The organism is Streptococcus parasalivarius, from assembly GCF_054785155.1.
Genome location: NZ_BAABOB010000006.1, coordinates 170088 through 185549 on the forward strand (window position 1 = coordinate 170088; position 15462 = coordinate 185549).

At 38.2% G+C, this 15462-nt stretch carries 18 protein-coding genes, 2 tRNA genes and 1 rRNA gene; 2 read left to right on the top strand and 19 right to left on the bottom strand.

The features are described 5' to 3' along the window. Positions 1-18: 18 nt before the first annotated feature. From gap to rsgA, 10 genes are all read right to left on the bottom strand, one after another. A complete protein-coding gene (gap, locus tag ACYVQ1_RS07315; protein WP_461250288.1) occupies positions 19-1029 on the bottom strand; it encodes a type I glyceraldehyde-3-phosphate dehydrogenase in 1011 nt (336 codons plus the stop codon). 187 nt (positions 1030-1216) lie between these two features. Beyond that, a complete protein-coding gene (gene fusA / locus ACYVQ1_RS07320) occupies positions 1217-3298 on the bottom strand; it encodes an elongation factor G (protein WP_461250289.1) in 2082 nt (693 codons plus the stop codon). Positions 3299-3509: 211 nt separating this feature from the next. Next, on the bottom strand, positions 3510-3980 hold the full coding sequence (rpsG, locus tag ACYVQ1_RS07325) for a 30S ribosomal protein S7 (RefSeq protein ID WP_002884746.1): 471 nt from the start codon (positions 3978-3980) through the stop codon (positions 3510-3512). 18 nt (positions 3981-3998) lie between these two features. Beyond that, positions 3999-4412 carry a 30S ribosomal protein S12 gene (gene rpsL / locus ACYVQ1_RS07330; RefSeq protein WP_002884809.1) on the bottom strand — a complete coding sequence of 138 codons (414 nt, stop codon included), beginning with the start codon at positions 4410-4412 and terminating at the stop codon, positions 3999-4001. A 228-nt stretch (positions 4413-4640) separates the two neighbouring features. Continuing rightward, the gene (gene purR, locus ACYVQ1_RS07335) at positions 4641-5456 is read right to left on the bottom strand and encodes a pur operon repressor (RefSeq protein WP_060973393.1); all 816 of its coding nucleotides are present in this window, start codon (positions 5454-5456) and stop codon (positions 4641-4643) included. 93 nt (positions 5457-5549) lie between these two features. Further along, positions 5550-6491 carry a 3'-5' exoribonuclease YhaM family protein gene (locus ACYVQ1_RS07340; RefSeq protein WP_002891919.1) on the bottom strand — a complete coding sequence of 314 codons (942 nt, stop codon included), beginning with the start codon at positions 6489-6491 and terminating at the stop codon, positions 5550-5552. After that, positions 6481-7755, bottom strand: coding sequence for a DNA recombination protein RmuC (locus tag ACYVQ1_RS07345; protein ID WP_461250290.1), 1275 nt, complete (start codon positions 7753-7755; stop codon positions 6481-6483). The genes ACYVQ1_RS07340 and ACYVQ1_RS07345 overlap by 11 nt, the downstream gene beginning before the upstream one ends. 1 nt (position 7756) lies before the next feature. Next, positions 7757-8389 carry a thiamine diphosphokinase gene (locus ACYVQ1_RS07350; RefSeq protein WP_461250291.1) on the bottom strand — a complete coding sequence of 211 codons (633 nt, stop codon included), beginning with the start codon at positions 8387-8389 and terminating at the stop codon, positions 7757-7759. Continuing rightward, positions 8382-9041 carry a ribulose-phosphate 3-epimerase gene (gene rpe, locus ACYVQ1_RS07355; RefSeq protein ID WP_002884311.1) on the bottom strand — a complete coding sequence of 220 codons (660 nt, stop codon included), beginning with the start codon at positions 9039-9041 and terminating at the stop codon, positions 8382-8384. The genes ACYVQ1_RS07350 and rpe overlap by 8 nt, the downstream gene beginning before the upstream one ends. A gap of 7 nt (positions 9042-9048) precedes the next feature. Next, positions 9049-9921 carry a ribosome small subunit-dependent GTPase A gene (gene rsgA / locus ACYVQ1_RS07360; protein ID WP_461250292.1) on the bottom strand — a complete coding sequence of 291 codons (873 nt, stop codon included), beginning with the start codon at positions 9919-9921 and terminating at the stop codon, positions 9049-9051. 134 nt (positions 9922-10055) lie between these two features. On the opposite strand from rsgA, the gene ACYVQ1_RS07365 reads away from it, so the two are divergent. Further along, positions 10056-10138 (top strand) — tRNA-Leu (locus tag ACYVQ1_RS07365). A 39-nt stretch (positions 10139-10177) separates the two neighbouring features. Here ACYVQ1_RS07365 and rsmA read toward each other — a convergent pair. From rsmA to trxA, 5 genes are all read right to left on the bottom strand, one after another. Then, positions 10178-11050, bottom strand: a complete 873-nt coding sequence (rsmA, locus tag ACYVQ1_RS07370; protein ID WP_461250293.1) for a 16S rRNA (adenine(1518)-N(6)/adenine(1519)-N(6))-dimethyltransferase RsmA — start codon at positions 11048-11050, stop codon at positions 10178-10180. Between the two features lie 126 nt (positions 11051-11176). After that, positions 11177-11737, bottom strand: coding sequence for a ribonuclease M5 (gene rnmV / locus ACYVQ1_RS07375; protein WP_461250294.1), 561 nt, complete (start codon positions 11735-11737; stop codon positions 11177-11179). Beyond that, a complete protein-coding gene (locus tag ACYVQ1_RS07380; RefSeq protein ID WP_461250295.1) occupies positions 11730-12506 on the bottom strand; it encodes a TatD family hydrolase in 777 nt (258 codons plus the stop codon). The genes rnmV and ACYVQ1_RS07380 overlap by 8 nt, the downstream gene beginning before the upstream one ends. Positions 12507-12559: 53 nt before the next feature. Next, on the bottom strand, positions 12560-12991 hold the full coding sequence (locus ACYVQ1_RS07385; RefSeq protein ID WP_461250296.1) for a CoA-binding protein: 432 nt from the start codon (positions 12989-12991) through the stop codon (positions 12560-12562). Between the two features lie 65 nt (positions 12992-13056). Beyond that, positions 13057-13371 carry a thioredoxin gene (trxA, locus tag ACYVQ1_RS07390; protein ID WP_002884315.1) on the bottom strand — a complete coding sequence of 105 codons (315 nt, stop codon included), beginning with the start codon at positions 13369-13371 and terminating at the stop codon, positions 13057-13059. Between the two features lie 194 nt (positions 13372-13565). Here trxA and ACYVQ1_RS07395 point away from each other — a divergent pair, with 194 nt between their 5' ends. After that, positions 13566-14348 (top strand): protein-ADP-ribose hydrolase, encoded by a 783-nt coding sequence (locus tag ACYVQ1_RS07395; RefSeq protein WP_461250297.1) that lies wholly within the window; start codon positions 13566-13568, stop codon positions 14346-14348. 31 nt (positions 14349-14379) lie between these two features. Here the strand turns inward: ACYVQ1_RS07395 and ACYVQ1_RS07400 are convergent, their stop codons facing one another. The 4 genes from ACYVQ1_RS07400 to rrf form a co-directional block, all read right to left on the bottom strand. Beyond that, positions 14380-14793 carry an acyl-CoA thioesterase gene (locus ACYVQ1_RS07400; protein ID WP_417164386.1) on the bottom strand — a complete coding sequence of 138 codons (414 nt, stop codon included), beginning with the start codon at positions 14791-14793 and terminating at the stop codon, positions 14380-14382. A 17-nt stretch (positions 14794-14810) separates the two neighbouring features. Then, entirely contained in the window at positions 14811-15146 is a 336-nt protein-coding gene (traF, locus tag ACYVQ1_RS07405; RefSeq protein ID WP_461250298.1) for a conjugal transfer protein TraF, read from the bottom strand. Positions 15147-15257: 111 nt separating this feature from the next. Then, positions 15258-15331 (bottom strand) — tRNA-Asn (locus ACYVQ1_RS07410). Between the two features lie 5 nt (positions 15332-15336). Continuing rightward, positions 15337-15452 (bottom strand): 5S ribosomal RNA (gene rrf / locus ACYVQ1_RS07415). Between the last annotated feature and the right edge of the window lie 10 nt (positions 15453-15462).

Below are 15462 nucleotides of genomic sequence, written 5' to 3' on the forward strand. Positions count from 1 at the left end.
TCTTTTTATACAATTGAATTATTTAGCGATTTTCGCGAAGTATTCAAGAGTACGTACAAGTTGTGAAGTGTAAGACATTTCGTTGTCGTACCATGAAACAACTTTAACCAATTGTTTACCGTCAACATCAAGAACTTTAGTTTGAGTTGCATCAAACAATGAACCGAAAGAAATACCTACGATATCTGAAGATACGATTGGATCTTCAGTGTAACCGAATGATTCGTTTGAAGCTGCTTTCATAGCTGCGTTAACTTCATCAACAGTAACGTCTTTTTCAAGAACTGCTACCAATTCAGTAACTGATCCAGTAGGAACTGGAACACGTTGTGCAGCACCGTCAAGTTTACCGTTCAATTCTGGGATAACCAAACCGATAGCTTTAGCAGCACCAGTTGAGTTAGGAACGATGTTTGCAGCACCAGCACGTGCACGACGAAGGTCACCACCACGGTGTGGTCCGTCAAGGATCATTTGGTCACCAGTGTAAGCGTGGATAGTAGTCATCAATCCTTCAACAACACCAAAGTTGTCTTGAAGTGCTTTAGCCATTGGAGCCAAACAGTTTGTAGTACATGAAGCACCTGAGATAACTGTTTCAGTACCATCAAGGATATCGTGGTTAGTGTTAAATACAACTGTTTTAACATCATTTCCACCAGGAGCAGTGATAACAACTTTCTTAGCTCCACCTTCGTGCAAGTGTTTTTCAGCAGCATCTTTCTTAGCAAAGAAACCAGTTGCTTCAAGAACGATTTCTACACCATCGTTAGCCCAGTCAATTTGTTCTGGATCACGTTCTGCAGAAACTTTAACGAATTTACCGTTAACTTCGAATCCACCGTCTTTTACTTCAACAGTACCGTCGAAACGACCTTGAGTTGTGTCGTATTTCAACAAGTGCGCAAGCATAACTGGATCAGTAAGGTCGTTGATGCGTGTAACTTCAACACCTTCTACGTTTTGGATACGACGGAAAGCAAGACGACCGATACGGCCGAAACCGTTAATACCAACTTTAACTACCATTAGTGATTTCCTCCTTATGAAAATCAAATAAATATAATTTTGAGAGCAAGCTCTCCCTATTGTGAAAAGATTAACTTGAGCGCTTTCATTTAATCTTTTAACAGTCATATTATATAATTTTTTTCAGGAAAATGCAAATAGAAAAAGGTACTTACTTTCATAAGCACCTTAACTTAAAAACTTCTAATTAAGCTTCACCAGAATTTTTCTTGATGATTTCTTCTTGAACTGATTTTGGAACATCTTCATAGTGGTCAAATACCATCATGAATGTACCACGTCCTTGAGTTGCAGAACGAAGTGTTGTTGCATAACCGAACATTTCAGCAAGTGGTACATAGGCACGAACAATTTGGCTGTTACCGTGTGCTTCCATACCATCAACACGTCCACGACGAGCAGTAACGTGACCCATAACATCACCAAGGTTCTCTTCTGGAACAGTGATAGTTACAAGCATCATTGGCTCAAGAATAGTTGGTTGTGCAGTCTTAGCAGCTTCTTTAAGTGCAAGAGATGCAGCAATCTTGAAGGCAGTTTCAGATGAATCGACATCGTGGTATGAACCATCATAAAGCTTAGCTTTAATGTCAACCATTGGGTATCCAGCAAGGACACCATTAGCCATAGATTCTTCCAATCCTTTTTCTACTGCAGGGATGAATTCACGTGGAACCACACCACCGACGATAGCATTTTCGAATTCAAAACCTTTACCTTCTTCATTTGGAGTAAATTCAATCCAAACATCACCAAACTGACCTTTACCACCAGATTGACGTTTGAAGAATCCACGTGCTTGTGTTCCAGCACGGAATGTTTCACGGTATGATACCTGTGGAGCACCAACGTTGGCTTCAACTTTGTGTTCACGTTTCAAACGGTCAACAAGGACATCAAGGTGAAGTTCACCCATACCAGAGATAACTGTTTCACCAGTTTCCGGGTTAGTTTCAACACGGAATGTTGGATCTTCTTCAGCAAGTTTTTGAAGACCGATACCCATCTTATCTTGGTCAGCTTTAGTCTTAGGCTCAACCATCAATTGGATAACTGGCTCTGGAACTTCGATTGACTCAAGAATAACTTTAGCTTTTTCATCAGTCAATGAGTCACCAGTTGTAGTATCTTTCAAACCGATAGCAGCAGCGATATCACCAGCGTATACTTGTTCAATTTCTTGACGGCTGTTAGCGTGCATTTGAAGGATACGTCCGATACGTTCACGTTTACCTTTAGATGTGTTCATTACGTAAGAACCTGATTGAAGGATTCCTGAGTAAACACGGATAAATGTCAAACGACCTACAAATGGGTCAGTCATGATCTTGAAGGCAAGAGCTGCAAATGGCTCTTCATCAGAAGCAGGGCGAGTTTCTTCTTCGTCTGTATCTGGGTTGATACCTTTGATTGCAGGGATATCAAGTGGGCTTGGAAGGTAATCGATAACCGCATCAAGCATCAATTGAACACCTTTGTTCTTGAAGGCAGAACCACAAAGAACTGGGAAGAATTCAACGTTGATTGTTGCACGACGGATAGCTGCTTTCAATTCCTCGTTAGTGATTTCTTCACCTTCAAGGTATTTCATCATCAAATCTTCGTCAGTTTCAGCAACTGCTTCGATCAATTTTTCACGGTATTCGTTTGCTTGATCAACGTAATCTGCTGGAATATCTTCTTCAAGAATATCTGTACCAAGGTCATTAGTATAGATTTCAGCTTTCATTTTAATCAAGTCAATGATACCACGGAAATCATCTTCAGCACCAATTGGCAATTGGATTGGGTGTGCGTTTGCTTGAAGACGATCGTGAAGTGTGCTTACTGAGTAAAGGAAGTCTGCACCGATTTTATCCATTTTGTTGGCAAATACGATACGTGGAACACCATACTCAGTTGCTTGACGCCAAACTGTTTCAGTTTGAGGTTCTACACCTGATTGTGAGTCAAGAACGGTTACGGCACCATCCAATACACGGAGTGAACGTTGTACTTCGATTGTGAAGTCCACGTGTCCTGGTGTATCGATGATGTTAACGCGGTGACCATCCCATTGTGCTGTTGTAGCGGCAGATGTGATTGTGATACCACGTTCTTGTTCTTGCTCCATCCAGTCCATTTGTGATGCACCTTCGTGAGTTTCACCGATTTTGTGAATTTTACCAGTGTAGTAAAGGATACGCTCTGTTGTAGTTGTTTTACCGGCATCGACGTGGGCCATGATACCGATATTACGAGTTTTTGCAAGTGAAAATTCGCGTGCCATTAGGTTTATTCTCCTATAAATATTTTAGTTTACTTATTTATTATAACATTATTGTCAAAAAACGGATAGGCAGGACCTACCCGTTTTTCACTAATATTTAACTGGTTTTCAAATGATAGGAATGATATTATTTGAATTCAAAGTCAGCCTATTACAAATCCATAATCTTAGCTTATGAATATATGACTGTAATTCAGCTTGAAACTTATGATTACCAGCGGAAGTGTGCAAAGGCACGGTTTGCTTCAGCCATTTTGTGAGTATCTTCACGTTTCTTAACTGATGCACCAGTGTTGTTTGCAGCATCCATGATTTCTTTTGCAAGACGATCTTTCATAGTGTGTTCACCACGCGCACGTGATGCGTTAACCAACCAACGAAGACCAAGAGTTGTACGACGTTCTGGACGAACTTCTACTGGGACTTGGTAGTTTGAACCACCGACACGACGTGCACGTACTTCAAGTACAGGCATGATGTTGTCCATAGCTGTTTCAAATACTTCAAGAGCATCGTTTCCAGTTGCTTCTTTAATTTGCTCGAAAGCATCGTATACGATTGTTGCAGCAGTACCACGTTTACCGTCAAGCATTACACGGTTGATAAGACGTGTAACGATTTTTGAATTGTACAATGGATCTGCCAATACTTCGCGTTTAGGCGCTCTATTTTTACGACTCATTTTATCTTATCTCCCTTCTTATCCTTTAGGACGTTTAGCACCGTATTTAGAACGGCTTTGTTTACGATCAGCTACACCTGCAGTATCAAGTGCACCACGGACGATGTGGTAACGTACCCCTGGAAGGTCTTTTACACGTCCACCACGGATAAGAACAACGCTGTGTTCTTGGAGGTTGTGTCCGATACCTGGGATGTAAGCAGTAACTTCGATAAGGTTGCTCAAACGTACACGAGCGAATTTACGAAGGGCTGAGTTAGGTTTCTTAGGTGTCATTGTTCCAACACGTGTTGCAACACCACGTTTTTGTGGTGAAGATACGTTAGTTTGAACTTTTTTGTGGCTGTTGTAACCAACGTTCAAAGCTGGTGATTTAGATTTAACAACTTTTGATTGACGTGGTTTACGAACCAATTGGTTAATTGTAGGCATCTACATTCTCCTGTGTTTTTTTATTTTTGGTTGATATGGCACTTGGTGACAGCCCATATCTGTGTGTACTTTTGCAACTTATGTCAGCACGTCTCTGTACACTTTTGAGAGACCAAAAGTAAAAAGTACCGTCTAGTATAATATCATTTTTCGATGGTTATTGTCAACAGTTTCTTGTTAAAAAGAAAAATTCCTAATCATCAAATTAGGAATAATATCGTAGATTAATTACTTGTCAAAAATATTACCGACTTCAACTTCTACCTTCTGCGCTTTTACATCAATGTCAGAAACAGTAAGTAATGATTTATAGTCATGGATATCACGATCCCCTTTGGCATTTTCTGCGAATACAGCTACACCTACTAACTCACTATCAAATTCTGAAAGCAAGCTAATCATACCCGTAATGGTACCACCACCTTTAAGAAAATCGTCAACAATAAGGACGCGGCTATTGGGTTTCAAACTACGTTTTGAAAGGAACATCTTTTCAATACGGTCACTTGAACCACTAACGTAGTTTACCGATACAGTTGAACCTTCTGTAATTTTTAAGTCACGACGAACAATAACAAACGGAATGTTCAAGACATCTGCTACTGCATTTGCTAAAGGAACTCCTTTAGTTGCTACAGTCATAACGGCATCAATTTTTTGTCCCTTAAAGGCACTAGCAATGATACGACCAACATTTTTCAAAATAGACGGTGTACTCAATAAATCAGATAGGTAGAGATATCCACCTGGTAAGATACGATCACTCTCTGAAAGACGTTTACAAAGATCTTCAACCAGACTTCTTGCATCTTCATCAGAAATGGTCGGTGTAAACATAACACCGCCAGATGCACCAGTTACTGTTTCGATTTCTCCTATTTGACTTTCCTCAAAAGCTTTTTTAATGATAGCAACATCTTCTGAGATTGAAGACTTAGCAGCTTCATATCTCTCTGCAAAAGTATTGAGACTTGTCAATTGATAGGGATTATTAATTAGGTAGTTTGAAATCACTACCATACGTTCACTTCGTTTTAATTTCATAAGTTACCTATATTTTCTGTACTTTTTAACTATTATACCATAATACAGCAAAAAACGAACATTTTCATATAAGATGCTCGCTTAATTTCGATTTTAATCAAATTTTGGCTTGTAGAAGGAACGATTATCCATAGCAAAGAGACGATTTGTCATTTCTCCTGGTCCTACTAGGTTAAGGGCTGTCGTCATCATCATCATACTGGCATCAAGATTATCAATCATATGAATAATTTCTGCTTCCATAATACGCGGGCGAACTGGGCTACCATACTCCAGTTGTCCGTGGTGGCTGAGAATGACATGACGCAAAACAACGACATCCTCACGCGTATCGTCAATATTAAGTTCCACAAGGACCTTGGTAATTTCTTCATCAATCAAGGCAATATGACCAATTAAGTTCCCACGAACCGTATACTCAGTGTTTTCAGGACCAGTAAGTTCAATAACCTTAGCTAAATCATGAAGCATAATACCTGCAAAAAGTAGACTCTTATTGAGCTCTGGATAAATATCTCCAATGCTGTCCGCTAGGCGAACCATAGTAGCCGTATGATAGGCTAGTCCACTTTCAAAAGCATGGTGATTTGTTTTAGCAGCTGGAAAAGTGAAAAACTCTTTATTATACTTTCGATAAAGAGCACGAACAACACGCTGCCAAGTTGCTTCCTCAATCTTGAAAATCATTTGCTCTAGGTATTCGCGTACTTCAGAAGGATTTACCGGTGGTTTCTCTTTGAAATCAGCTGGATCATTTGGCTCACCAAATGTAGGCAAGCGTAAGGTTATTTGGTTTACCTGAGGAGTATTATTATAAACTTCTCGACGCCCCTCCATATGTACTACTTTACCTGCGGTAAATTCTTCGACATTATAAGGCTGAGCATCCCACAGGTTTCCTGAAATCTCTCCAGTATCATCCTGAAAAGTAAAGGCAATATAATCCTTTCCTGCTCTTGTCTTACGTACCTCTGCACGCTTAATCAGATAAAAACCTTCAAAATACTCGTCTTTTTTCATTTGATTAATCTTCATGCTTGTCCTCGTTTTCTAATCGTGGTAAATCTAACAAACTTTGTGTCGCACTGTCTTGATAGGTTTCAATTGTATCAAGAGCTCTAACAATCGCCCTACTCCTTGTGTTGAGAAGACTATCGACTGTTTTACTTGCTGTATTCAATTGTCTCTGAGCTTTAGCTAACATATCTCCAAACTTGCTAAATTCTAGTTTGACATTGCCTAAAACCTTACTAATATCATCTGCATTCTTTTGAATATTCAAAGTTCTAAATCCTACGGACAATGAATTCAAGAGTGCTGATAAAGTTGACGGCCCTGCGATAACAATATTCTCCTCGCGACGAAGGGCGTCAAAGAAGGCTGGTTGGCGTACTACCTCAGCATAAAGTCCTTCCGTCGGCAAAAATAATATACCAAAATTTGTGGTTTCAGGTGGGTTAAGATACTTCTTGTTAATATCCTTGGCAAATCGCTTAATACTAGTCAAAAGAGACTTACGGTGATTCTCAATTTCCTCTTTATTACCAGACTCATAAGCATCTTCCAGACGATAGTAATCTTCCAAAGGAAACTTAGAATCAATGGGAAGGTAGATATATTCGTCTTTATGGTTTCCTGGCATTTTGATTGCATATTCAACTCGTTCACTTGAACCTGATACCGTAGGAAATTCTCGTTCGTACTGATTAACAGTCAATATGTCTTCAATAATTTGTCCTAATTGAAGCTCTCCCAGAATGCCTCGTGTTTTTGTATTTGAAAGGACCTTGTTAAGACTTCCAACATCCTTGGCTACATTTTTCATTTCCCCCAAGCCCTGGTTGACTGACTCTAACTGTCTTGAAACTGTCTCAAAAGAGGCTTGTAAACGTGTTTGTAGGGTTTGCTCAAGTTTCTCTTCAACTGTCTGACGCATTTGTTCCAAACGTTTCTCATTGGAATCCTGCATATCTTTAACAGCTTTGGTTAAGCTTTGGTTTATTTGCTCAAGACGTTGGTCAGAACGGTCTCGATTATCAGACAAATTTTGATGTAAAACTTCTCGGATATCTGTCAACTGTTGATATAGTTCCATCTGCAATTGGTTAAATTGCTTAGTCGTTTCCAGTTGGTTTGTCTTAGCAAAACTTTCCAATTGAAACGAAATTTGATCTGAAAGATTATCTGCATTTTCTTCCAAACCCTTATAAATCTGTTCTTTTAACTCCATATTTCTCAAGAAAAGAACAATAAGAATCCCAAAGCTTAATAAAGTTAAAAGTGTAAGTAGATAGATCATACTAACTCCTATCTTTAGTCTGGATGACAATCACATATCCATTTGGCACAATCACTTGAATTGGACCATCAACAAATTCATTACTAGAGTAGATTTTCTTTTGAAAATAATTCATACTAGTTAATTCGTATTTTGCTCCCAAAATCGTCAGTTCTCCATCACCTTCATGTAAAAAAGAAACATATGTCATTCCAGGTTCTGGTAACAAGTTATGATTTCCTTCTGGATAATAAGTAATCTTATTTTGCTTATCCTGCAAACAGATATGCCTCATAAAAGGAGCTAATTCAGGATCACTGACCAAAAATAGATTTGATAACATATGATCAATTCTGCCACCAAAAGCACCGAAAATAGTTACTTCCGCCTCAGGATATAATTGAAATACAATTTTTAGGGCTAACTCTGTATCCGTGTCATCCTTTTCAGCTGGAGCAATCCTACACTCTTTAGCAGCCGATTGAATCATCTCTAACTCTGACCTAGATACTGAATCAAAGTCTCCGACAGCCAAATCAAGAGGCAAACCTAACTCCAACAAACGTAAGCATGCGCGATCCACCCCAACAAAATAATCAAAATCGGTAGTGAACCACTCTAGCTCACCACCGACAAATAAAGCTATTTTAGGCATCAATAGCATCACGAAGCGTTTGAACTTGGGCTGTCAAATCAGGATTTTTGAAGAGGTAAGAGCCCGCTACAAAAACATTAGCCCCCGCCTTGGCACATGCTGCAATGGTGTTGTTATCTACACCACCATCAACTTCAATATCGAATGAATAGCCACCTTTTTCGCGAAGCTCCACAACACGCTCTACTTTAGACATCATTTCTGGAATGAACGCCTGACCACCAAAACCTGGATTTACAGTCATAATAAGTACTTGATCCACTAAATCAAGTACAGGAATAAGTGCCTCGACTGGGGTTCCAGGATTAATCACAACACCTGCTTTCATACCAGCAGCTTTGATTTTCTGGAGGGCACCATGGATATGTTTAGTGGCTTCAACATGAATAGTCATGATATCTGCACCAGCTTGTGCATAGGCATCCACATAACGCTCAGGATCAACAACCATAAGGTGGCAATCAAAAACCAACTTGCTATGTTTACGCATGCTAGCGACCACATCCGCTCCCCAACTGATATTAGGGACAAATTGACCATCCATAATATCAATGTGAACATATTCCGCACCCGATGCATCAATACGAGCTAGTTCTGAAGCAAAATTAGCATAGTCAGCAGCTAGGATAGACGGAGCAATTTTATAAGACATGAGAGACCTACTTTCTTTTTACAGTTTTTTTATATGTTTCACGACGGTTTTCAATTTCACTTAAAAATTGAAGGTAATTATCATAACGGACTTGCCAAATTTGACCATCTTCAACCTCATCCTTAACAGCACAAGAAGGCTCATGGGTATGAGTACAAGAACGGAATTTACAGCCATGACTAGCTTGACGGATTTCTGGAAAAGCTTCACTCAAGTCCTCGGCATTATCCACTTCATAATCTAGAGAAGAGAATCCTGGTGTATCAGCAATCTTCCCTCCATGAACATCATAAAGACTTACAGCCCTTGTAGTATGACGTCCACGACCTAAACTGTCTGAAATCTCACCTGTTTCTAAATGTAACTGCGGAGCAATACGGTTCAACAAGGTTGATTTTCCAACACCTGTCTGTCCCATAAAAACTGTTATTTTATTAGTCAAGAGCGGCAATAGTTCTTCCAAACTGAAGATAAAATCAAAACCAATTTTTTTATACTGTTTTTGAATGGCCTTCATTTCTGAATCATCTTCAACCAAATCCATCTTAGAAATATAAATTACAGGTTTTATATTTTTATGCTCTAGTAAAACCAAAAAACGGTCCAGAAGATTACTATTGAAATCCGGTTCCTTAGCAGACATAATGACCACAGCCTGATCTATATTGACAATGGGTGGGCGCACTAAGCTATTGATTCGTTGACCAATTTTAAGGATATAACCTTCTGAATTTTCCTCTGCTGAAAATTCGACAAAATCCCCAACGTAAGGTGTTTGTCCTTTTTTTCTAAAATTTCCTCGCGCACGCGTCTGGTATACAAAACCATCATGCTCTACATAATAGAAACCTGCCAGTGCTTTGATAATTCTTCCTTGCAAGTGAACTCCTCAATCGTTTAATAGCCCTATTATACCACAAAACAACACGCTTTTCTGATCCAAAACAAACCACATTTCCATTTCCTTAAGCTCCTTGCATTTTTAGTAATTTGCAGTATAATAATCCTATCACTGCGGAGGTGGTGGAATGGCAGACACGCATGCTTCAGGCGCATGTGCTTTTTCAAGCGTGAGGGTTCAAATCCCTTTCTCCGCATAGCTAAAAATCCCACTGAAATTCAGTGGGATTTTTGAATTATAGACCTGCTTCACTCAAAGCATCTGATAAGTGTGCAAAATCAGAAATAGATAGAGCCTCTCCACGAATAGAAGGTTTTATATCAGCAATTTCCAAAGCCTGCTCAAGTTTGGTTTTCACTTCTTCAGATTTACCAAAATGATTTGTTAAATTATTCCACAATGTCTTACGACGATGGACAAAGCTAGCCTTAGCCACTCGGAAAAGGAAATTATCATCTTTAACTTCAACCAACGGTTGTTCACGGCGCGTCATCTTCAAAATTGCTGAGTCAACATTCGGGGCTGGTACAAAGACTGTACGAGGGACAACAAATGCCACTTTAGCGGTCATATAATACTGCACAGCAATTGATAGAGAACCATAAGCCTTGCTATTAGGCTCTGCAGAAATGCGGTCAGCAACCTCTTTTTGCATCATAACAACAAATTCTGCAAAAGGAATCTTACTCTCAATCAAATGCATCAAGATTGGCGTCGTAATATAGTATGGCAAGTTAGCTACAACCTTGATTGGTAGTTCTGGATTTTTAAACTCTTTGACACGTGTCTGTAAATCCGCCTTGAGAACATCTTCATTAATCACGTTAACATTTTCATGGTCACGTAATGTATCCTCTAAAATCGGAACCAACCGATCATCAATTTCAAAAGCCATAACTTCCGCAGCATTTTCAGCTAAGAATTCTGTTAATGCTCCGATACCAGGTCCAATTTCGATTACATTGACATTTTTATCGATCTCTGCCGTATCAACAATTTTTTGTAAAATATTTGTATCCGTTAAGAAGTTCTGTCCAAAAGACTTCTTAAAGGTAAAGCCATGGCGTTCAAGGACGGCCTTGGTCACGCTATAATCTGCAATTCTCATTTATTCTCTTTTCTTATTATTTTCTCGATTTTTATATTTGGACACAAAACAGGTCCAAACCCTTAATTATCCCAACCTCAATAATAAGCTACTTAGTAGCGATTTGATGTTAAGATCACTGGTAATCTAGTAATTTGACATAGCCTCTTCTAGCTCATCTAATGTGATTCCAAACAATTCCAAACGCTTTAAAAGCTGCTTTCCATTGCAATAACCAATACGAAGCACCTCGCCCAAATATTCTCGACGCTTTCGACTATCTGCTCCCATTAGTAGCCCTAACTTCATAAGATTTGATTTACTAATATCAAACTGATTATCATCATCGTAACTACCTAAAACTCCAGATAAGGCCTTTTGAAGATCCTCAAAACTCGCATGCTCAACACCCAATGAACGACCTTTAGTCTTAGATTTTGGTGTTGCTTCCCCACGGTTTAAAAAAGCATGCTTTGCTGTCGGAACAGCTTCCATAATGATTTTACGGATACGTTCACCATTATAGTCTGGATCAGTAAAAACAATCACTCCACGTAAGTCATTAAGCTTATCGATACGCTCTAAATCATCCTCATTAATAGCGGATCCTCTAGTCTCATAGGTATCCACCTCATAAAAACGTCTCAAATTTGCCGTATCATCCTTACCTTCTACGACGATGACTTCTTGAATCTTTATTTTATTCATCCAGACAAAAAATCCTCATCGCATTGTCATAAGTAGCCCCAGCCACTTCTTCACTCGTTAAACCACGAAGCTCAGCAATCTTGTCTACTACGTAACGTGTATAGCCTGTACGATTCTCACGACCACGTTTGGGAACAGGTGCCAAATACGGTGCATCCGTTTCAACCAGAATCTTATCTAAAGGTAACTTCTGAGCAGCTTCTTGGACATCCAAAGCCTTCTTAAAAGTTACAACACCTGAAAATGAAATCATCATTCCAAGATCAACAAATTTTTGAGCCATTTCTAGGGATCCTGAGTATGAGTGCATAATCCCCCCACGAGGACCAACACCAACTTCTTTAATAACAGCGTAAGTATCCTCAAGTGCATCACGTGTATGGACAACAAAAGGTAAATTGTGTTCCTTTGACAAAGCTATTTGACGCTTAAAGACATCAATCTGAGTTTCTTTAGGATCTTCCATCCAATAATAATCCAAACCGATTTCCCCAAGTGCCACTACTTTCGGATTATCCAATTGTGATACAATCATATCCTCAATTTCCTGAGAATAGGACCCCGCTTCCGTAGGATGCCATCCAATCGTACTATATAATTGATCATATCTCTCTGATAGTGCTAAAGATTTATTTATTGTTGGTTTATCAAAACCAACAATATTCATTTTAACAACACCTAATTCAGCTGCAAAATCTATTTCTTCTTGTTCTTTTCCTGCAAAATTATCCACATTAAGATGGGTATGCGTATCAAAAATTTCAATCATAGCTCTATTATAACAAAAACGAGCGAGCATAGCTCACTCACCTTTTTATTTTATTAAACAAAGAGTCGCATATATTCTATCTTTGTACAACGATTCATTACAATATCCTGTCTATTCGCTTGACGAAGAATAGTCTCAGCCTCCTCATTCTCAAGACCAATTTGACTCCAAAAAACTGTTGCATCCGTTTCAAGAAAATCATAGGCAACATCTGGTAAAAGCTCACTTCGTCTAAATACATCAACAATATCAATCGAAAATGGGATATCTTTAAGATGAGCATAAACATACTCTCCTAGAAGCTCCTGACCTTCTAGTTTGGGATTTACTGGTATAATACGATAACCAGCAGCTTGTAGAAAATGAGCAACCTGATAAGATGCTGCCTCCTTGCGATGAGATAAACCAACAATTGCAATCGTCTTTGCAGATTTTAAATAAGATTCTATAACCTCATCACTAGGATTTTGAAATGAATAAGACATATGATTCTCCTCGTCGTTTGAATAAACTAAAAATAAAAATCCCTAAACGGGACTGTGACGATTAGTTAGCTAAGCTCGGCAACGATAGCTTTAATTTGTTCTTTTGTATGTACACCTGCTACTTGCTTAACAACCTCACCATCTTTTTTGAAGAGTAAAGTTGGAATAGACATAATTCCAAACTTCTGAGCTGTTTCTGGGTTCTCATCAACATCAATTTTAACAATCTTAAGTTCATCTTCTGAAATCTCTTCAGAAAGTTGCTCAAGAATTGGTGCTTGCATCAAGCAAGGCCCACACCAAGTTGCCCAAAAATCAATCAAAACGAGACCTTCAGCTGTTTCTTGTTCAAATGTAGCATCTGTTACTACTTGTGTCATTTAATCATCCTCCTAGACATTATAAAACTTTTGTAGACCTATTCTATATGATTCTAAAGGCTATTGCAAGAATTTGACACATACATAAAAAATTCTTATCAAATATTAGTCATTACCTATCATAGACATCACTTGCCCACAGCCAGTCTTGGGAGTATAATAATAAAAAACTATAAAAATAGAAATGAGTAAATATGAATAAAGATGCAATGATTACCTATCTCATAGGTGAACTCAAAAAAGAAAATCTAGAATTACATGATTTGATTATCCCAGAAGAACTCGAGGAAAAACAAAAACTTCTCAGAGCACTCTTTAATACACGTAAACCAATGGCAGCATCAACACAATTCTTAACAATCCAAGACCTTTACCTACAGTTTAGAAAAGGGGAAAGAGGATTTGTACAACTCAGTTCGCTCCAGCCCATTCCACAAGATGATCGAATCTACCTCTGGAAAGGTGATATTACAAGACTCGAAGTAGATGCAATCGTAAATGCAGCTAATAAAACCTTACTTGGATGTATGAAACCTCTTCATGATTGTGTAGATAACGCTATTCATACATACGCAGGTGTTCAGTTACGCCAAGCTTGTTTCGAACTCATCTTAGAACAAGGATATGAAGAACCCGTTGGCATGGCTAAAATCACCCCAGCTTACAATCTTCCTTCTGCCTTTGTCATTCATACAGTAGGTCCAAAAATAGTAGACCAACCGACACAAATTGATGAAGATCTTTTAGCAAAAAGTTATCTTTCAGTATTAGCACTAGCTGAGAAAAATAACATTGAATCAATTGCTATACCATGTCTATCAACTGGAGATTTCAATTTTCCAAAACAAGAAGCTGCCAAAATCGCCATTCAAACAGTCAAAACCTTTATTGACGAGTCAAGTATAATAAAAAAAGTAATATTTAACGTATTTGATGATGAAAATTTAGCTATTTATCAAAAACTCCTTGCCGAATAAAAGAAGAAAATCGATTTGATTTTCTTCTTTTTTATTGCATAACTGAATGCTCTTTTAAAAGATTAAAAAATGACGAATGATCTCTTTTAAGATTGACAAAACCACCGTCCTTAGACAAGAAACTATGTTCAGAAACAGCTGTACAAACAAGGATTCCGTTTTGGTTTACCATATTGTATACAAAAGTAAGTTTAGCAGATTTAACTCTTTTAACATTAATCTCAATAGAAATTACATCTGCAAAAGTAGAAGTAGCTTTATAGTCACAGGAAATTGAAGTAACAGGAGAGATAATTCCCTCCTCTTCAATTTTTTCATAAGGCCAACCTATCTCTCTTAGAAAAAAAGTTCTCGCCTCTTCCATCCATCGAACATAATTAGAATGATGAGTAATACCCATTCGATCTGTTTCATAATACTGGACCTCGTGTTTACAAATAAACATAAGAACCTCCAAAAAGACTAAGAAATAAAATCTAAAATATCATCCTCAGAAAGAGAAGAGTCACATACAACCTTAGCAGCTCCATTTTCTGAAACAAAGAGAGCAGGAACTGTAGCAATACCATATCTTTTACGTAAAGCTTGAATATCTTCTAGTTCTTCACTATTTTCGCTATTAATATAGAAAATAGTAAGATTTGAATTACGTGCCACATTTGATAATTTAGGTTCAAAAAGTTGACAATATGGACAAGAAGGACGTCCAATAAATAAAATAAATTTATCAGTAGAAGAAATTTTATCTTTAGTAGCAGAAATAGAAATAGGTGTAAAAGCTGATCCAAAATTTGACATAGAATACCTCTCAATTTAAAATATAGTATTATCATATCTGAAATTTAAGCTTTTAACAAGTAAATAACTTAACAAAAAAAACTAGACCTAGGTCTAGTAATGAGAATTATACTCCGCCAGTAGGACTCGAACCTACGACATCATGATTAACAGTCATGCGCTACTACCAACTGAGCTATGGCGGATAAACGCTAAGCGACTACCGTATCTAACAGGGGGCAACCCCCAACTACATCAGGCGTACTAGGGCTTAACTTCTGTGTTCGGCATGGGAACAGGTGTATCTCCTAGGCTATCGTCACTTAACTCTGAGTAT